Annotated in this window: 16 protein-coding genes and 1 tRNA gene; 12 read left to right on the top strand and 5 right to left on the bottom strand. The window is 60.2% G+C overall.

Annotation, left to right across the window (positions count from 1 at the left end; genetic code table 11):
• The first annotated feature begins 39 nt into the window (after positions 1 to 39).
• From GVL50_RS05845 to GVL50_RS05820, 6 genes are all read left to right on the top strand, one after another.
• Positions 40 to 1,092 carry an agmatine/peptidylarginine deiminase gene (locus tag GVL50_RS05845; protein WP_159812083.1) on the top strand — a complete coding sequence of 351 codons (1,053 nt, stop codon included), beginning with the start codon at positions 40 to 42 and terminating at the stop codon, positions 1,090 to 1,092.
• Between the two features lie 4 nt (positions 1,093 to 1,096).
• Positions 1,097 to 2,005 (top strand): N-carbamoylputrescine amidase, encoded by a 909-nt coding sequence (aguB, locus tag GVL50_RS05840; protein ID WP_159812082.1) that lies wholly within the window; start codon positions 1,097 to 1,099, stop codon positions 2,003 to 2,005.
• Between the two features lies 1 nt (position 2,006).
• Positions 2,007 to 3,110 (top strand): extracellular solute-binding protein, encoded by a 1,104-nt coding sequence (locus GVL50_RS05835; protein WP_159812081.1) that lies wholly within the window; start codon positions 2,007 to 2,009, stop codon positions 3,108 to 3,110.
• 48 nt (positions 3,111 to 3,158) lie between these two features.
• Positions 3,159 to 4,280: an agmatine/peptidylarginine deiminase gene (locus GVL50_RS05830; protein ID WP_159812080.1), complete on the top strand. Its 1,122-nt coding sequence runs from the start codon at positions 3,159 to 3,161 to the stop codon at positions 4,278 to 4,280.
• A gap of 50 nt (positions 4,281 to 4,330) precedes the next feature.
• Positions 4,331 to 5,356, top strand: a complete 1,026-nt coding sequence (locus tag GVL50_RS05825) for a GlxA family transcriptional regulator (RefSeq protein WP_159812079.1) — start codon at positions 4,331 to 4,333, stop codon at positions 5,354 to 5,356.
• A 127-nt stretch (positions 5,357 to 5,483) separates the two neighbouring features.
• A tRNA-Gln gene (locus GVL50_RS05820) sits at positions 5,484 to 5,558 on the top strand.
• 114 nt (positions 5,559 to 5,672) lie between these two features.
• Here the strand turns inward: GVL50_RS05820 and GVL50_RS05815 are convergent.
• Positions 5,673 to 7,661 (bottom strand): U32 family peptidase, encoded by a 1,989-nt coding sequence (locus tag GVL50_RS05815; RefSeq protein ID WP_159812078.1) that lies wholly within the window; start codon positions 7,659 to 7,661, stop codon positions 5,673 to 5,675.
• Positions 7,662 to 8,203: 542 nt separating this feature from the next.
• Entirely contained in the window at positions 8,204 to 8,584 is a 381-nt protein-coding gene (locus GVL50_RS05810; RefSeq protein ID WP_053120702.1) for a RidA family protein, read from the bottom strand.
• 138 nt (positions 8,585 to 8,722) lie between these two features.
• Here GVL50_RS05810 and GVL50_RS05805 point away from each other — a divergent pair, with 138 nt between their 5' ends.
• On the top strand, positions 8,723 to 9,421 hold the full coding sequence (locus GVL50_RS05805) for an alpha/beta hydrolase (RefSeq protein WP_159812077.1): 699 nt from the start codon (positions 8,723 to 8,725) through the stop codon (positions 9,419 to 9,421).
• Between the two features lie 100 nt (positions 9,422 to 9,521).
• Here GVL50_RS05805 and GVL50_RS05800 read toward each other — a convergent pair whose 3' ends face one another.
• Entirely contained in the window at positions 9,522 to 9,731 is a 210-nt protein-coding gene (locus tag GVL50_RS05800; RefSeq protein ID WP_159812076.1) for a hypothetical protein, read from the bottom strand.
• Between the two features lie 212 nt (positions 9,732 to 9,943).
• Between GVL50_RS05800 and GVL50_RS05795 the strand changes: the two genes are divergently transcribed.
• From GVL50_RS05795 to GVL50_RS05785, 3 genes are all read left to right on the top strand, one after another.
• Positions 9,944 to 10,504: a hypothetical protein gene (locus tag GVL50_RS05795; RefSeq protein WP_256218860.1), complete on the top strand. Its 561-nt coding sequence runs from the start codon at positions 9,944 to 9,946 to the stop codon at positions 10,502 to 10,504.
• Between the two features lie 302 nt (positions 10,505 to 10,806).
• Positions 10,807 to 11,937 carry an alkene reductase gene (locus tag GVL50_RS05790; protein ID WP_159812075.1) on the top strand — a complete coding sequence of 377 codons (1,131 nt, stop codon included), beginning with the start codon at positions 10,807 to 10,809 and terminating at the stop codon, positions 11,935 to 11,937.
• A 138-nt stretch (positions 11,938 to 12,075) separates the two neighbouring features.
• The gene (locus GVL50_RS05785; RefSeq protein ID WP_306109859.1) at positions 12,076 to 13,020 is read left to right on the top strand and encodes a LysR family transcriptional regulator; all 945 of its coding nucleotides are present in this window, start codon (positions 12,076 to 12,078) and stop codon (positions 13,018 to 13,020) included.
• Between the two features lie 41 nt (positions 13,021 to 13,061).
• Here GVL50_RS05785 and GVL50_RS05780 read toward each other — a convergent pair whose 3' ends face one another.
• Together GVL50_RS05780 and GVL50_RS05775 are read right to left on the bottom strand one after the other, a co-directional pair.
• Positions 13,062 to 14,360 carry an MFS transporter gene (locus tag GVL50_RS05780; protein ID WP_159812073.1) on the bottom strand — a complete coding sequence of 433 codons (1,299 nt, stop codon included), beginning with the start codon at positions 14,358 to 14,360 and terminating at the stop codon, positions 13,062 to 13,064.
• Between the two features lie 308 nt (positions 14,361 to 14,668).
• Positions 14,669 to 15,562, bottom strand: a complete 894-nt coding sequence (locus GVL50_RS05775; protein ID WP_178124156.1) for a LysR family transcriptional regulator — start codon at positions 15,560 to 15,562, stop codon at positions 14,669 to 14,671.
• Positions 15,563 to 15,657: 95 nt separating this feature from the next.
• On the opposite strand from GVL50_RS05775, the gene GVL50_RS05770 reads away from it, so the two are divergent.
• A complete protein-coding gene (locus tag GVL50_RS05770; RefSeq protein ID WP_053120689.1) occupies positions 15,658 to 16,830 on the top strand; it encodes an MFS transporter in 1,173 nt (390 codons plus the stop codon).
• A 123-nt stretch (positions 16,831 to 16,953) separates the two neighbouring features.
• Positions 16,954 to 17,232, top strand: a complete 279-nt coding sequence (locus GVL50_RS05765) for a hypothetical protein (RefSeq protein WP_159812071.1) — start codon at positions 16,954 to 16,956, stop codon at positions 17,230 to 17,232.
• Positions 17,233 to 17,246 lie beyond the last annotated feature (14 nt).

Raw genomic sequence — 17,246 nt, 5'->3', positions numbered from 1 at the left:
AGCGCATTGAACACAGCGGCTTAACTAACGAGGCTTATCATGCAGCACAACGACAATAAAAACAGCGCCTGGATGATGCCGGCAGAGTGGGTGACCCATGCGGCGACGTGGATGGTCTGGCCGCACAACCAGACGTTGTGGGAATCCGGTTGGCGCGTGACGCTGGCGCAGGTGCAGGAAGATTTCGCTCGCGTCGCCAATGCCATCGCCCGGTTTGAACCGGTGAAACTGGTGGTCGATCCATCGGCCATTGCCAGCGCCAAAGCCTTGTGCGGGCCGAACATCGAACTGATTCCGTTGGCGGTGAATGACAGTTGGTGCCGCGACTCCGGCCCGACGTTTGTCTACCACCCACAGCAAGGCCTGGCTGGCGTGAGCTGGCGCTTCAACGCCTGGGGCGGCAAGTCGGCGCACGATCTGGACGAAAGCCTGGCGCGCCGCGCGCTCAATCACCTCGGTCTGGAATGCTTCGGCACGCCGCTGAGCAACGAAGGCGGGGCGATTCATGTCGATGGCGAAGGCACGCTGATCACCACCGAATCGGTGCTGCTCAACCCCAATCGCAACCCGGGCATGAGCAAAGCCGAGATGGAAGAGATCTTCAGCCGCCTGCTCGGCGTGAAGAAAACCATCTGGCTGCCGGGCGATCCGGATTACGTCACCGGCGACATGACCGATGGCCACGTTGACGGCGTCTGCGCCTTCGCCCGTCCCGGTGTGTTGCTGGTCGATGCGACGCACGATCAATCGTCGGTGTACGCCGAAGTGGCGCGGGAAAATCGTCGAGCGCTGGAGCTGGCCACCGATGCGCAAGGACGCAAATTCGCGCTGATCGAACTGTTCGAAGCCACCGACGCGGTCGATACCGAAGCCGAAGTGTTTTGCGCCTCGTACACCAATTTCTACATCGCCAACGGCGCGATCATCATGCCGGCCTATGGCATCGAGGCGGACAACGTCGCGGCGAACGTGCTGGAAAAAGTCTTCCCCGGGCGCGAAGTGGTGCCGGTGCAGATCAACCATCTGGCGCACGGCGGTGGCGGTGTGCATTGCATCACCCAGCAGCAGCCAGCCTGGCCGGTTAGAGGTTGAGACCATGACGATTCTGACCATTGCCACCACCCAGATGCCGTGCACCTGGGATTTACCGGGCAACCTTGATCGTGCCGAGCAACTCGTCCGTGATGCGGCGAAGCAGGGCGCGCAAGTGATCCTCTTGCAGGAACTGTTCGCCACGCCGTACTTCTGCATCGAACAAAGCCATAAACACATGGCGCTGGCCGAGGAGTATCGCGACAGCCGCGTGCTCGCACGTTTCGCCGCAGTGGCCCGCGAGTTGGGCGTGGTGTTGCCGCTGAGCTGGTTCGAGAAGGCCGGCAACGCGTACTTCAATTCGTTGAGCGTGGCCGATGCCGACGGGCGCTTGTTGGGCGTGTATCGCAAGACGCACATCCCCAACGCCATCGGCTATCAGGAGAAGGAATATTTCAGCCCCGGCGACACCGGTTTCAAAGTCTGGGACACCGCGTTCGGCCGTCTCGGTGTCGGCATCTGCTGGGATCAGTGGTTCCCGGAAACCGCGCGTTGTCTGGCCTTGATGGGCGCTGAAGTGCTGCTGTATCCGACCGCCATTGGTTCGGAACCGGGCTGCGCGGCGCTGGATTCCCGCGACCATTGGCAGATGACCATGCGTGGCCACGCCGCTGCCAATCTGCTGCCAGTGGTGGCGTCGAACCGCGTCGGGCGCGAAACCGCGACCACTGATTCGAGCCTGCAAATGAGCTTCTACGGTTCCTCGTTTATCAGCGATCACAAGGGCCAGTTACTCGCCACAGCCGACCGTGACAGCACTGGGTTTTTACTGCAACGCGTCGATCTGGCGGCCATGCGCGAAGAGCGTTTGAACTGGGGCATCTACCGCGATCGTCGTCCGGAAATGTACGGGCCGCTGCTGAGTCAGGACGGTCGCCACCTTCATGCACGCTGGAACACTCAAGGGGTTTGACATGGTTACCCACCACAAACGATTGCTCGGCGCGATGGGCCTGGCCCTGATCTGCGTGATGCCGTCGCTGCACGCCGAAGACAAAACCCTGCGGCTGTACAACTGGGCCGATTATTTTGCCGAAGACACGCTGAGCCGTTTCACCGCCGAAACCGGGATCAAGGTGATTTACGACGTCATGGACGGCAGCGAAACCCTCGAAGCGAAGATGCTCTCCGGCGGCAGCGGTTACGACCTGATCTTCCCCGGTGACACCGTGGCCGAGCGCCTGATGCGCGCCGGCAGCCTGATGCCGCTGGATCAATCGAAGCTGACGGAACTGGCCGACATCGAGCCCGGTTTGCAGAAACTGCGCAGCCATTACGAGCACTCCAGCAAAGCCACGGTGCCGTATACCTGGGGCACCATCGGCCTGACCTACAACGAGGAAGAGATCAAAAAGCGCATGGCTGATGCGCCGGTCAACAGCCTCGACATGTTGTTCAAACCGGAGCTGGCGGCGAAGTTTGCCGACTGCGGAATTTCGATGATCGATTCGCCGGACGAAGCGCTGGCGGTGGTGCTCAATTACCTCGGTCGCGATCCGCGCAGCGGCAAAGCCGAGGATCTGGCTGCAGCCAGTGAATTGTTGATGAAGCTGCGTCCGTACATCCGCAAATTCCAGTCGCAACCGGTGACCGATCTGGTCAACGGCAACCTGTGCCTGTCGCTGGGTTACAGCGGCGACATGACACAAACCCAGCGCACCTCGGACAGCGCCGGCAAGCACACGAAGTTTCAGTACCGTGTGCCACGCGAGGGCACCACGGTGTGGATGGACACCATGGCCATTCCGGTCGACGCCAGACACCCGGAATACGCTTACGCGTTCATCAACTTTGTCATGCGCCCGGCGAACATGGCGGCGATCAGCAATTTCACTGGTTACCCGACGTCCAACGCCAAGGCGCGGGCGAGTGTCGACGAAAGCATGCGCGACAACCCGGACATCTACCTCGACGAAGCGACCTACGCGCGTTTGATCCCGGGCAAAGACATCCCTCAGGCCGACATGCGCGCACGCATGCGTACCTGGACTAAATTCAAGACTGCCACTGGCCAATGATCCACGGCCGGCGCATTGCCGGCCCTGGTTTTTACAGGAATACACTGTATGTCGACTCGTCGTGAGTTCATCAAACAAGTCACCGTTGCTGCCGGTGTGGGCGCTGCGTTCATGGGCTTCGGTCTGTCGCCGGGCAAGGTGCTTGCGGCCGCTCAGGGGCGCTGGTTCATGCCCGACGAAGGCGACAAGCACGAACGCGCCTACATCGCTTTCGGCGCGCAGGACGCGATCTGGGAAGACTTCACCGAAGACGTCCAGGAAGCCCTCGGTCGCATCGCCCGTGCCATCGCCAAATATGAGCCGGTCACGGTGTTCCGCCGCCAGAACGAGCGCAGCATTGCCGAAGAATTCTGTGGCACCCGCAACATCACCTACGTCACCACGGCGCTGGACGACATCTGGATGCGCGACATCGGCGCCAACTTTGTCATCGACGACGAGGGCGGATTGGGCGCGGTGGATTTCAACTTCAACGGTTGGGGCGATAAACAGCAGCACAGCAAAGACGCGAAAATCGCCGCGCTCGCGTCCAACGGCGCACAAGCGACCTATATCCGCAGTGAGTTGACGGGCGAGGGCGGTGCTATCGAAGTTGATGGCCACGGCACCGGGATCATGACCGAGAGCAGCTGGATCAACCGCAATCGCAATCCCGACTGGAGCAAGGCCGACGTCGAAGCGGAATTGAAAGAGCGTCTGGGCCTGCGCAAAATCATCTGGCTGCCGGGGATCAAGGGCAAGGACATCACCGACGCTCACGTCGATTTCTACGCGCGCTTCATCGAGCCCGGTGTGGTGATCGCCAACCTCGACACCGATCCTGAATCCTACGATCACAAGGTCACGCTGGCGCACCTGGAAATCCTCAAGAACGCCACCGATGCTGACGGCCGCAAATTGCAGATCCACACGATTTCGCCGCCACTCAATCCGCGCAAAAGCAAGTTCAGCAAAAACAACCCGGACTTCGCTGCCGGCTACATCAACTACTTCGTGATCAACGGCGCGATCATCGCCCCGGAATTCGGCGACAAAGCGGCGGACAAGAAGGCCTTCGATCTGCTGTCCGCGCTGTACCCGGATCGCGACATCGTGCAGCTGAACATCGATGCCATCGCGGCCGGCGGCGGCGGGATTCACTGCGTAACCAGCCATCAACCACGGGCGTGATTGACTCTTTCGCGGATCAAGCCAACTATCGGCGCATAACAACATGACCGATGGAACAAAACTTGATCGAAAGACGCCAATTCAGCGGAGGCATGAAGGGGAAAAACCTCCGCTATCTGAATGAGCAAAGCGCTGATAGCCCGCGCCTGACCCGTACCGGTTTTCTGCTGCTGGAACACTTTTCGCTGCCGGCGTTTACCCAGGCGCTGGACACGGTGGTGACCACCAATCTGCTGCGCCCGGGGCTGTTTGCCTCGCGCACGTTCGGCTTGGGCGACGGCGAAGTGGTCAGTGATCTGGGGCTGGTGATTCGGCCCGATGCACGTCTTGATTTGGCAGCGCTTGAAGTGCTGGATCTGCTGGTGGTGTGCGGCGGTTATCGCACCGAACTGCGCGCGAGTGATGAGTTTATCGGCTTGCTCAAAGTGGCGGCGGAGCGGGGCGTCAGTCTCGCCGGGTTGTGGAATGGTTCGTGGTTTCTCGGCCGCGCCGGATTGCTCGACGGCTATCGTTGCGCGATTCATCCGGAGCATCGTCCGGCACTGACCGAAATCGCCAAAGCCACCCACGTCAGCAGCGAGCCGTATGTGATTGATCGCGACCGACTCACGGCGTCGAGTCCGTCCGGCGCATTCCACATGGCGCTGGACTGGATCAAAAGCCTGCACGGCAAAGCGCTTGTCGAAGGCATCGAAGACATTCTGGCGTTTGAGGAATCGCGTTACCGGCGGATCAAGCCTGACGAGAACATCTGCGTCAGTGCGCCGCTGCGTGAAGTGGTGAAGCTGATGGACGCCAATCTGGAAGAGCCGCTGGAGCTGGAACAACTGGCGGTGTACGCCGGGCGCTCGCGTCGGCAACTGGAGCGATTGTTCAAGGAACAACTGGGCACCACACCGCAGCGCTATTACCTGGAACTGCGGATTACCGAAGCGCGGCGTTTGCTGCAACACACTGAGCTGTCGCAGGTTGAAGTGTTGGTGGCTTGCGGATTTGTCTCGCCGAGCCATTTCAGCAAGTGCTACAGCGCGTTCTTTGGTTACCGGCCTTCAAAGGAAAAGCGTCTGGTGAAATAGGCGCGTTTTGGAAGTCTCTGTTTTAAAACAAAAAATATTTCACTTCGTGCTTCCCAAACCTCACAAACCTTGGTAAATTGCGCCCCGTTCTCACAGCGAACCTAACGAAGTAGCTGGAAAGAGCAGTAGGGGCGTCGCCAAGCGGTAAGGCAGCAGGTTTTGATCCTGCCATGCGTTGGTTCGAATCCAGCCGCCCCTGCCATATTCGAAAAAAACGCCAACTTCGCAAGAAGTTGGCGTTTTTTTATGCCTGCGATTTGGCCAGGCTTGGTGATACGGGCGTGCGCGGCGCCGAAGCACCGCGTACGCCGTCCACTCAGTGCGGTGCGCGCGGAATGGTTTTCATCAGGTCTTCGGGGCTGATGTGGCCGACCACGCTGCCCGGTTGCGGCAGGTTGAGGATGTGGCCTTTCATCTTGCCGATGATGTGCATCTCGCACGGCTTGCAATCGAACTTCAGCGTCAGCACTTCATCGCCGTGGATCAACTGCATCGGCGCGACTTTGGTGCGCACGCCGGTCACGCCTTTCGCCTGTTTCGGGCACAGGTTGAAGGAGAAACGCAGGCAGTGCTTGGTGATCATCACCGGCACTTCGCCCGGCTCTTCGTGAGCTTCATACGCCGCGTCGATCAGCTTCACGCCGTGGCGGTGGTAGAAGTCGCGCGCCTTCTGGTTGTAGACGTTGGCAAGAAAGGTCAGGTGCGAATCCGGGTACACCGGCGGCGGAGTGGTTTCGGCTTTACGGCCGCCACGCGGGTGAGCGGCGACACGCGCGGCAGTCAGGTTCTCGATCACTTCACGGCGCAGGGCTTTAAGCTGCGAGTTGGGGATGAAGAAGGCCTGTGGCGCATCCAGCTTGATGTCGGTGGCGTGGTACTGCGTGGTGCCGAGTTGGCCGAGCAGATCGCGTAACTGTTCCAGCGCCTGCTCAGGCTTGTTGGCGACGCCGAACGGGCCGTTGAGGGTCACGCTGGCGCTGATGCCTTCTTCACTGGTGGCGGTGACCTCCAGCTGTTCTTCACGCAGACGTGCGACCCAGCTCAGGGCGACGCGACGTTCGGACGAGGTCTTTTGCAGCGCCTGTTGCCAGTTGTGGTCGAGGTTGCGATTGAGCGGGTGATTCGGACGCAGCTTGAACAGGCCTTCGGGCATTTCGTTCGGCTCGACGCGGTAGCGGTAGCGCTTCTCGCCGTCTTCTTCGAACTCGCCTTTGGCTTCAGCGATGTTGGCGCGGAAACCGACCACTTCGCGTTTCACCAGCACGTTCAAACCGTCGCCGTTGGACAGTGGCTCGTGGGTGATGACCTGCATGTCGCGTTTGCCGACTTTCTCGACGGTGCCCACCGGCAGGCCGGTGAAGGTCGGCGAGTCGAAGGCGCCGATGTCGATCTTGCGATCGGTTACGAAGTAATCGGTGCTGCCACGGTGGAAGGTTTTTTCCGGGTCAGGCAGGAAGAAGTGCGCGGTGCGGCCGCTGGAAGCGCGGGCCAGATCCGGGCGGTCTTCGAGCACGTCGTCGAGGCGCTGGCGGTAGTAGGCGGTGATGTTTTTCACATAGCCCATGTCCTTGTAGCGACCTTCGATCTTGAACGAACGCACGCCGGCCTCGACCAGCGCGCGGATGTTGGCGCTCTGGTTGTTGTCTTTCATCGACAGCAGGTGTTTTTCGTAGGCAATCACGCCACCCTTTTCATCTTTGAGGGTGTACGGCAAACGGCAGGCTTGCGAGCAGTCGCCACGGTTGGCGCTGCGCCCGGTTTGCGCGTGGGAGATGTTGCATTGGCCGGAGAAGGCTACGCACAACGCGCCATGAATGAAGAATTCGATGGCAGCGTCGGTTTCGTCGGCGATTGCGCGGATTTCTTGCAGGTTCAGCTCACGGGCCAATACCAGTTGCGAGAAACCGGCCTGATCGAGGAACTTCGCTCGCTCAAGGGTGCGGATGTCGGTCTGGGTCGAGGCGTGCAGCTCGATCGGCGGAATGTCCAGCTCCATCACGCCCAGATCCTGAACGATCAGCGCGTCGACACCGGCGTCGTACAACTGATGGATCAGCTTGCGCGCCGGTTCCAGTTCGTTGTCGTGCAGGATGGTGTTGATGGTGGTGAAAATGCGCGCGTGGTAACGGCGGGCGAATTCGACCAGCTCGGCGATTTCGCCGACTTCGTTGCAGGCGTTGTGGCGCGCACCGAAGCTCGGGCCGCCGATGTACACGGCATCGGCGCCGTGCAGGATCGCCTCACGGGCGATGGCGACATCGCGGGCAGGGCTGAGCAATTCCAGATGATGCTTGGGCAAGGACATAGTTTTTTTAGTCAGGCTGTCACGGTTAGGCGCGCATTCTACCCCCGAAACGCGCGCCCGGCACGCCCGTGCTGCCCGATGGCACCGGGCCCTTGCAGGAGCTACGGCACGCTGCGATCTTTTGACCTTTTCAGATCAAGATCAAAAGATCGCAGCGTGCCGCAGCTCCTACAGGATCCAGCGGTGGTCACCAAATAGGTGGGCGACACACAAACCTGTGGGAGTGAGCCTGCTCGCGAAAGCGTCGGCACATTCAATAAAGATGTCGCCTGACCTGACGCCTTCGCGAGCAAGCCCGCTCCCACAGGGTTGGGCGGTGGTCGCCGAATAGGTGGGCGAAACAAAAACCTGTGGGAGTGAGCTTGCTCGCGAAAGCGGTGGTGCATTCAATAAAGATTTCGCCTGACCAGACGCCTTCGCGAGCAAGCCCGCTCCCACAGGGTCCAGCGGTGGTCGCCGAATAGGTGGGCGACATAGAAACCTGTGGGAGCGGGCTTGCTCGCGAAGGCGTCAGTTGGTTCGGCGCAAGGCCGGGGTGAAAATCAGGCCTTGGCGGCCATGGCGGTGACTTCTACGCGCATGCCTTCGACGGCCAGGGACGCAACGCCAACCGCAGCACGTACCGGCCATGGCTTGGCGAAGTAGCGTTTGTAAACTTCGTTGAACGCGGCGCGATCGGCCATGTCGGTGAGGTAGATGGTCAGGTGCATCACGCGATCCATCGAGCTGCCCGCACGTTCCAGTGCAACCTTCAGCGCTTGCAGGGTGCATTCGCTTTGCAGAGTGATGTCGCCGAGTTCCAGGCTGCCATCGGCACGGGTCGGAATCTGCGTGGACATCATGATCCCGTTGAACGTGGTCACGTCCGAGGAAATGGAGTCCGCGTCCGGATCGGGAGTGAAGATGATGTCTTGGTTGGCCATGGGTGATCCCTTGTGTGAGCGACTAAGAATCGCGCCAGTTTACAGATTCGTCACCGACATGGCCCGTTTCGGCATTCGGCACCATACTTTCGCGCGGTATTGGCAAACGATCTTCTCTTCTCAGACAGGAGCAGGGCCATGAGCAACAAACCGACGATTGTGCTGGTTCACGGATTCTGGGGCGGCGCCGCGCATTGGGGCAAAGTCATCCTCGAACTGGCGCGCAAGGGTTACACCGATCTTCACGCGGTGGAAATGCCACTGACATCCCTCGCCGACGACGCCGAACGCACGCGCAAAATGATCGCGCAACAAAGCGGCCCGGTGTTGCTGGTCGGCCACTCTTACGGCGGCGCAGTGATCACCGAGGCGGGCAATCAGCCGAACGTCGTCGGCCTGGTGTACATCGCCGCGTTCGCCCCGGATGCCGGCGAAAGCCCCGGCGGTCTGACCCAGCAACACCTGCCGGCCGCCGCGCCGAATCTTGCGCCGGACAGCGACGGTTTCCTCTGGCTCAAAGCCGATAAATTCCACGAAAGTTTTTGCCAGGATCTCAGCGCCGATGAAGCACTGGTCATGGCCGTCGCACAGAAGGCCCCGTTGGCCAGCACCTTCGGCGACACGATCAGCAATCCGGCATGGAAGAACAAGCCGTCGTGGTATCAGATCTCCACGGAAGATCACATGATCCATCCCGACAATCAGCGGCAGATGTCGGCAAAACTCGGTGCGAAAAAGATCATCACACTGGATGCCAGTCATGCGTCGTTGGCCTCGCGTGCCGCTGAGGTGGCGGCGTTTATCGATGAGGCGGCAACGGCTGCGGTGAAACCTTAGGGATCAGACCGGCTGCGTCGCCGCCTCAGCCGCGAGGGCTGCAAGGACACTCGGTCGAGCGGCGATGCGCTGCATGTAAGCAGCCAGCGTCGGCCAATCTTCAATGCAGCGTAATCACCCGCCGACTCTCGCCAATGCGGATCCGGTCGAGTGCGCGGTTAAGCGCATCCAAAGCGTCAAGCAGGGCTTTGGCCTCAGCTTCGCGACCATCGCCCCAGAGCCGTTCAGCCATTTTGTTCAAGGCCTGAATCGATCGCTCGATCTCTGTAGCGGTGGCGGCTTCTTTGTTTTCTGGCGTTTTCTTCGACATTCATCAACCTGTTCACTGAGTCCAGCCGCTGAATAGAGCGGCGACGACAAACATGTTTCCTCGTCCTGCCGGCCTATCCAACCATTGCGATACAAGCAGGACAAGTTTTTCAATCAGTTGCCAGGAACCTAGGAACCGCTAGGTGGCTGAAAAAGTGGCTAAGTGCTAGCATTCGCGACATCGTTGGATTTTACACTCTCAAGGATTTTCGAATGACTTATCTGCGCCTGCTTTTAGCTTCTGCCCTGATCGCCCTCTGCACTGGCTGTGCCACGTCCGCTCAAATTTCCGGCATGACGGTCGCGGCCGATCAAGATAAGGCAAGCACCTATGACGCACAGCTGAAAAATAACGTACGGGTTTCGGAAGTGAATGGCGGGGATAAAACCAATCCTCTGTGGACTTCGGAAATCGACAGCCCTGACTTTGGCGCTGCGCTCAAGCAATCGCTCGCAAACGCTGATTTGCTGGGCAGCGAATCCGCTGCTTATGCCCTGCGGGCGAATTTGTTGCGCGTTGACCAGCCGCTGTTCGGGCTGAATTTCGAGGTCACCAGCGAGGTGGAATACACGTTGGTGGAAGCCGCGACCAACAAGGTTGTTCTGCGTGAAATCATCCGTACGCCTTTTACCGCGGGTTTCGGTGATTCCGTTATCGGCGTCAAACGTCTGCGCCTGGCGAATGAAGGCTCTGCTCGCGTCAACATCATCGCCATGCTCAAGCGCCTCAGTGATCTGAAAATCGAGGCCAAACAGGTTGCGTTGAAGAACTAGGCCTTTCCTGAAATGGATTCAGGCGTGACCCTCAAATGGGCGGCTCAAGTAGCCGCCCATTTGCTTTATCGCTCTCGCACCAGCAACAACCCTCCAGAAATTCCGAAGAGAAAAGCCGAATCCCGTTGCTGAAAAAGCAATAGTCATTTGCGATTTCGGCGGATTGTTGCCGTCAGGCTCAGAAGTTAGCATCGATCCATCGTTGCAACTCAGGGCCTTTGGCGCGAGTTCGAGACAGTTCGCACCGTCAACCTGTCGCTCCCGCTGATCGTCGCCACATTCGATCTACTTCGGAAACTCCAATGTCCAAACTCTTCAACGAATTCGCGCTGGGCGACACCACGCTGAAAAACCGTATTGTCATGGCGCCGCTGACCCGCTCGCGCGCACCCCATGATGCTGCCGATGAACGCATCGCGTTGTATTACGCACAACGCGCTACCGCCGGGTTGATCGTCAGCGAAGGCACGCCGATTTCCCGTGAGGGGCAGGGCTATCTGTTCAACCCCGGTATCTTCACTGCCGAGCAGATCGCCGGATGGCGCCTCACCACCGACTCGGTGCATGCGGTGGGCGGCAAGATGTTTGCGCAGCTCTGGCATGTCGGTCGCGTCTCGCACCCGTCGATCCAGGAAGGTGGAAAACTGCCAGTGAGCGCCACGTCGAAGCAAGCAGTCGGCGCGACTGCGTTTGGTTACGACGCTGACGGCAAGCCGGCGCTGGTACAGCCACCGGCGCCACGCCAACTGGAAACCGCCGAGGTGGCGCGGATCATCGGTGAGTTCGCCCAGGCTGCGCACAACGCGATCGAGGCGGGTTTTGATGGCGTGGAAATTCACGGTGCCAATGGCTATCTGTTCGAGCAGTTCATGAACCCGCTGGTCAATGATCGAACCGATCAGTATTCGGCGGATCGCCTGGAGAACCGTCTGCGCTTCACCCTGGAAGTGATCGATGCCGTGGTCGCACGCATTGGCGCGGCTCGGGTGGGCATCCGTATTTCGCCATATGGTCAGCTGTTCGACATGCCGTTGTATGAGCAGATCGATGAAACCTACACCGCGTTGGCAGCCGAGATTGGCGCGCGGCAATTGGCCTACGTTCATGTGATGGATCAGTCCGGGTTTCCGGCTCCGGGTACCGAGGGCGGTGGTGGCGGGCCGAAGGAAACATTCCTCGATTTGCTGTCGACCATTCAGTCGAAACTGCCTGACACCGCGTTGATTCTGGCGGGCGGCATGTCGCGCCAGCGTGCGGATGACTTGATTAATGACGGCATCATCGACCTCGCCGCGTTCGGCACCGCTTACATCAGCAACCCTGATCTGGTGGCGCGGCTGCAGAACGACTGGCCGCTGAGCGAGGCCAAGCGCGAAACCTTCTATGGCGGTGGCGCCGAGGGTTATGTCGATTACCCGCCTTATAAAGGCTAAGTAGCCGCTGACACATTGGCAGCCGCTACCGTAATTCGGGGCGGCTGCTTTTTCGTGTCCGGTGCGAACAGGCCTGAAAGGATCTCGCGGCGGGACAAGCAGACGAAGTTCTGCTGTAGTGCCCATCAACTGTTCTTGATGATCGGACTTTTTATGCACCTCAAAGCGCACCGGTACTTTGCCATGGTCGCCGTGACTGGAAGTTTCTCGGCGACGGCTCGGCACTTTCGCGTACCGGCGTCCTCCGTTTCTCGCTTCATCGCGGCGTTGGAGCGAGAGGTCGGTCAGCAACTTCTGTATCGAAACACCCGTGCGGTGAAACTGACGGACGCGGGCGAGCGCTACTACCAGCAAATCCGCGAAGTGCTCGAACTGCTCGATGCCGCTGATGAGGAAATCACCGGCAAGGGTGGCGAGGTTCGTGGACTGGTACGGATTAACGCACCGGTCGCGTTCGGCAGCCTGCACATCGTCAAACTGTTGAACGGTCTGTATGACCTGTATCCCGAATTGACGGTCGAGCTGACCGTCACCGATGCCTTTATCGACCCGGTGCAGGAGGGCGTCGACATCATCTTCCGGGTCGGACACCTGAGCGACTCCGGGTTGATCGGCCGCAAAATCTGCGATCAGCAATACGTCCTTTGCGCCAGTACGCAGTACATCGCGAAGCACGGCAAACCCGCGTCGCCAGAGGATCTGCGGCATCACGCCTGTCTGGTTTACAAGGGCACGGGCGGGGCGCAGCGCTGGTATTTCACAAAGCCTGGCAGCGACAAGGCCGACATCATCGACGTGCAGGGGCCGCTTCGAAGTAACAATGGTCAGGTCTTGGTGGAAGCGGCGCTGGCGGGCAGGGGGATCGTGTTCTTTCCGTCCTGGCTGTTTAGCCGCGAGAGTTTCGTGAGCCAGCAGCTCATTCGGCTGTTACCGGATTGGCAAGGATCGGTGGAGCCAACGCCTAGCCCGATCCATCTGCTGTCCCCGGAGAATCGCATGCGCTCCCAGAAGGTTCGCGTGGTGTGGGAGTACTTCATCAAAGCGATCGGCACTCCGCCTTATTGGGATGATCTGGGGGATTGATGCTTAGGCGCGGGCCGCCAGCGTCCGCACTGGCGTGGGACTCAGCGCGTTTCGCACTGCGGCGCCGGCTCGCCGCTCAATGCATCGACCATGGGCGGGTGCTCTTGCACCGCTTGGCGCAAATCTTCGGTCACGCGCAATTCCGCGCCTGTCGGCGAGAAAGTCGCTGCGGCTGCGAAAGGCGCGGGGTTGGCCGGAACCGGGCGTTTGCCGCGCCGCCAGAAAAAGAACGTGACCATGCACAGATTGACCAGAGCGAAGACCCAGAACAGACCGTTTGCGCCGAACGAGTTCATCACCGGCGAGATCATCATCGGACTGATCGCCGAGCCCAAAGAGTTGATCAGTAGCAAACCCTGAATCATCGGCACCAACGCTTCCGCCGGGGCGCGGTCGGCAGCATGACTGACGGCAACCGGATACAGCGCAAACACGCCGCCGCCGAGTAAAAACAGCATCACCGCGAGCATCGTCGACGACAACGGCAGCCACACGATCACCAGCGACAACACCGTGCACGCCACCGTCAGAAGGGTCAGCACCTGAAGGCGATCCTGACGGTCAGACCAGCGTCCGACCGGGTATTGCAGAAGCATGGCGCCAAGGATCGTCCAGGCCATCATGCTGCCGACTTCCCCCACGTTCAGACCCATGCGTTGCAGGTACAGCGGCAGCAACGTGTAAATCGCCGCGATGCTCACGCCCGAGCCGAAACACCCGACCAGCCCGGTCGGCGTCACGCCCAGCAGTTGCCGTGGCTTGAGCGGCTCGACCTGATCGAGCAGGGGCGACACGCGCGGCAGGATCACGATCGGCAGCACCGACAGCGATGCGAGCATGCCGGCAACCATGAACGGTGCGCTGTCGCTCAAACCCGTGATCTTGCCCAGCGTTGCCTGACCCAGCACACCGGCGCCGTACAAGACGATCATGTACAGCGCGAGCAAGCGTCCGCGAATCTTCGCGTCACCCGCCAGCAGCAGCCAACTCTCGATCACCAGAAACACGCCGACTGTGGCCCAGCCATTGATCAGGCGCAGGGCGAACCAGCCACACGTGTCATAAAACAAACCCTGCATGAGGATGGTCACGGCGATCAGAGAGGCAAAGCTGCCGTAGGCACGGATATGGCCGATGCGCAGAATCAGGCGGTCGTTGAACAAGGCGCCCAAGGTCAGACCGATGAAATAGGCCGATGACACGACACCGATCATCGTCGCCGACGCACCGGCGGCGTCCAGGCGAAGGGTGGTCAGGGAAGACAGAAATCCGTTGCCCAAGGCAATAATGAACAGCCCGAGCAGGGGCGCCAGCGCCATGGCCAGCAAACGCGGAGACATAGAAACCTCAAGGGATCGGGCAGCGGAACGTGCGTCTCTGCGCAGGGCAATGCCAAACCGAAGTGTGTTGTGCAAGCGCCCGCCGAACGGGCAGGGCAGTTCAATCGGCCGCACTTGAGCAAGTGTGGCCAGCCATTCTGGTACGTGATTTTTAACAGCGAAGCTTTCAGCCACCGACTTGGGTGACTGTTTGAGAGCGCGGGATTCTAAGGCTTGTGCAGGATTTGCCAATAGCTGTTTGCTGCGACGTTAGGACGCAGGTGAGTTACGGCAGATCCGCCGCCTGAGCATCGAACGATGGCCACTGCCTACATCCGGTGATGCTCCAGCAAAAAGTCGACGAACAAGCGCACTCGCGCCGGCATTGTCGAGCCACCGACGAACACCGCATGAATCGGTTCCTGATCGCCGGGGTTCCAGGTTTCCAGTAGCGGTATGAGGTCGCCGCGCTGCAGATCCTCGCTGACGCTGAACTCGCCGATGCGCGCAATGCCGGCACCGACTCGGGCGAGTTGTGCCAGTGCTTCGCCACTGCTGCATTCGATGTTGCCACTGACTTTCAAGGAAAACTCGCGGCCGTCGCGCATAAATGGCCAGTTGGGTTCGGCACGGCGAAAGTTGAAGCGCAGGCAGTTGTGACGGAGCAAGTCTTGCGGTTCTTGAGGGGTGCCGTGGCGCTGCAGATAGGCGGGCGATGCGACCACCACTTGGCCGGTTGTGCCGATCCTGCGCGCGGTGAGCGGGCTGTCGGGCAGATGGCCAAAGCGCACCGCCACGTCGGCCTGGCCAGCGAGAATGTCGACCACTTCGTCGCCGAGCGTGAGGTCGACGACGATATTCGGGTACTGCGCGCTGAACGCGGCCACCAACGGCACGATGGCCAGCCGACCATGGCCAAGCGCCGCGCTGACGCGCAATCGGCCCTTGGGTACGCCTTGATCGGCGATGGCGTCTTCAACCTCGTCCATGTCCGCCAGAATACGTCGGGCACCCCGCAAGAATGCCTCGCCCTCGGCGGTAAACGTAATCGCTCGCGTGGTTCGCAACAGCAGGCGCGTGCCCAGACGCTGTTCGGCGCGCGCGATGATCCGGCTGACCGCCGAGGGCGTGAGCCCCAATGCGCGCGCCGCCGCCGAAAGGCTGCCTTCCTGCGCCACCGTGACGAACACGCTCATTTCACCTGACCTGCCATTGACGTCCATTTGTGCCTCTTACGCAAAGGTGATTGCCGAAATCGCTATCTACCGCCTCAAACGCTTGGATCGTAGCATTGGCGGCATAGATAAGGAGCCTTTCCATGCGTATCAATCCACCTCTTGTTGCACTCGCCATTGGTGCCTTTGGCATCGGCGTTACCGAGTTCGCCCCGATGGGCATGCTGCCGGGCATTGCTGCGGATCTCGGCGTGTCAATTCCCGCCGCAGGCCTGCTGGTCAGTGCTTACGCGTTGGGCGTACTGCTCGGCGCGCCGTTGATGATCCTCACCACCGGCAAAATTCCGCGGCGAACGTTGCTGATCGGTCTTATGGCGATTTTTACCTTGGGTAATCTGATGTCAGCGCTGGCGACCGACTATTACAGCCTCATGATCGCCCGGGTGGTGACCTCACTGAATCACGGGGCGTTCTTTGGCGTTGGCTCCGTCGTCGCTGCCAGCGTGGTCGCGCCGGAGAAACGCGCCGGGGCGGTCGCGGCAATGTTCATGGGCCTGACTCTCGCGACCATCGGCGGTGTGCCGCTGGCCGCGTGGTTTGGCGAGTTGTTCGGCTGGCGCACTGCATTTTGGGGGATTACCGGCCTTGGCGTGGTGACGATGGCGGCGTTGTGGTTCGCGCTGCCCAATCTGCGCGCACCGCAAAGCGTGGGCGTACTGGCCGAAATACGCGTGCTGGGCCGAGGCCCGGTGTTGGGCGCGTTGGCCCTGACCGTCGTCGGCTCAAGTGCGATGTTCACTGTCTTTACCTACATTGCACCGATCCTCAGCAGCGAGACCCACGCGTCCTCCGCTTTCATCACCGCCATGCTGGTGCTGTTTGGTGTGGGCCTGACGCTGGGCAACATGTGGGGCGGCAAGGCTGCGGATCGTTCAATCGATCGCACCCTGATCGTTTCGCTGAGCGTGCTGATTGTGATCTTGCTGGCGTTCACTGTCCTGATGCGCTGGCCTTTGCCGGCTGCTGTGGCCATTTTGATCTGGGGTATCGCCAGCTTCGCCCTGGTACCACCGCTGCAGATGCGCGTCATGGAAGCGGCCAAAGACGCGCCCAATCTGGCCTCGGCGGTCAACATCGGTGCCTTCAATTTTGGTAACGCGATTGGTGCGGCGCTGGGCGGCGCGGTGATCAATGCCGGGCTGGGTTATCCGGCGATCTCCCTGGCCGGTGCAGCGATGGCGAGTCTGGGCCTGCTGATGGTGCTGGCGTTTACCTGGCGCTCGAAAGCAAGTGCAGCGGCGCTGACCCAACCCTAACGAGAGGGCAGTCAGGCGCCATCACGAGTGATTCGAACTTTGCGCAAGACGGTGCTTCGTCAGCCCTTTTGAACCTATTTCAAAACAGCCTGCTCAACCGGGAAATGTTCGGGGGTGGATGTGATGAATGTTTTCAGAAATCAGCTGACGACTGAGCAAGAAGCAAGACTGCTTGCCTTGGATGCCTGGCATCGGATGTCGGAAAATCGAGCACTGCGCATGGACTGCCCCGATGCCTGGCACGACGAACTGTTGCGCCAGTCCGACGAGATGGATCGGTTGGGCATGTTAACGCTGACCGAATGGTGCGACCTGCGAAGGGACGCAGACGAAGCCTATCTGCGCGCGGTGGCGGGTGAGGATTATCATGCAGGTCATCAAGCTAGTGTGTATCGAGGTTGACGGTACCCGCCGTA

This window comes from Pseudomonas sp. 18058, from assembly GCF_902706155.1.
Lineage (GTDB): Bacteria > Pseudomonadota > Gammaproteobacteria > Pseudomonadales > Pseudomonadaceae > Aquipseudomonas > Aquipseudomonas rustica.
This window is presented reverse-complemented; position numbering and strand designations above follow the sequence as displayed.

What these genes read in the sequence shown, in the direction of transcription:
- GVL50_RS05845 (WP_159812083.1), top strand. Translation starts at nt 40, where the DNA reads ATGCAGCACAACGACAATAAAAACAGCGCCTGGATGATGCCGGCAGAG.
- aguB (WP_159812082.1), top strand. Translation starts at nt 1,097, where the DNA reads ATGACGATTCTGACCATTGCCACCACCCAGATGCCGTGCACCTGGGAT.
- GVL50_RS05835 (WP_159812081.1), top strand. Translation starts at nt 2,007, where the DNA reads ATGGTTACCCACCACAAACGATTGCTCGGCGCGATGGGCCTGGCCCTG.
- GVL50_RS05830 (WP_159812080.1), top strand. Translation starts at nt 3,159, where the DNA reads ATGTCGACTCGTCGTGAGTTCATCAAACAAGTCACCGTTGCTGCCGGT.
- GVL50_RS05825 (WP_159812079.1), top strand. Translation starts at nt 4,331, where the DNA reads ATGGAACAAAACTTGATCGAAAGACGCCAATTCAGCGGAGGCATGAAG.
- GVL50_RS05815 (WP_159812078.1), bottom strand. Translation starts at nt 7,661, where the DNA reads ATGTCCTTGCCCAAGCATCATCTGGAATTGCTCAGCCCTGCCCGCGAT.
- GVL50_RS05810 (WP_053120702.1), bottom strand. Translation starts at nt 8,584, where the DNA reads ATGGCCAACCAAGACATCATCTTCACTCCCGATCCGGACGCGGACTCC.
- GVL50_RS05805 (WP_159812077.1), top strand. Translation starts at nt 8,723, where the DNA reads ATGAGCAACAAACCGACGATTGTGCTGGTTCACGGATTCTGGGGCGGC.
- GVL50_RS05800 (WP_159812076.1), bottom strand. Translation starts at nt 9,731, where the DNA reads ATGTCGAAGAAAACGCCAGAAAACAAAGAAGCCGCCACCGCTACAGAG.
- GVL50_RS05795 (WP_256218860.1), top strand. Translation starts at nt 9,944, where the DNA reads ATGACTTATCTGCGCCTGCTTTTAGCTTCTGCCCTGATCGCCCTCTGC.
- GVL50_RS05790 (WP_159812075.1), top strand. Translation starts at nt 10,807, where the DNA reads ATGTCCAAACTCTTCAACGAATTCGCGCTGGGCGACACCACGCTGAAA.
- GVL50_RS05785 (WP_306109859.1), top strand. Translation starts at nt 12,076, where the DNA reads ATGATCGGACTTTTTATGCACCTCAAAGCGCACCGGTACTTTGCCATG.
- GVL50_RS05780 (WP_159812073.1), bottom strand. Translation starts at nt 14,360, where the DNA reads ATGTCTCCGCGTTTGCTGGCCATGGCGCTGGCGCCCCTGCTCGGGCTG.
- GVL50_RS05775 (WP_178124156.1), bottom strand. Translation starts at nt 15,562, where the DNA reads ATGGACGTCAATGGCAGGTCAGGTGAAATGAGCGTGTTCGTCACGGTG.
- GVL50_RS05770 (WP_053120689.1), top strand. Translation starts at nt 15,658, where the DNA reads ATGCGTATCAATCCACCTCTTGTTGCACTCGCCATTGGTGCCTTTGGC.
- GVL50_RS05765 (WP_159812071.1), top strand. Translation starts at nt 16,954, where the DNA reads ATGAATGTTTTCAGAAATCAGCTGACGACTGAGCAAGAAGCAAGACTG.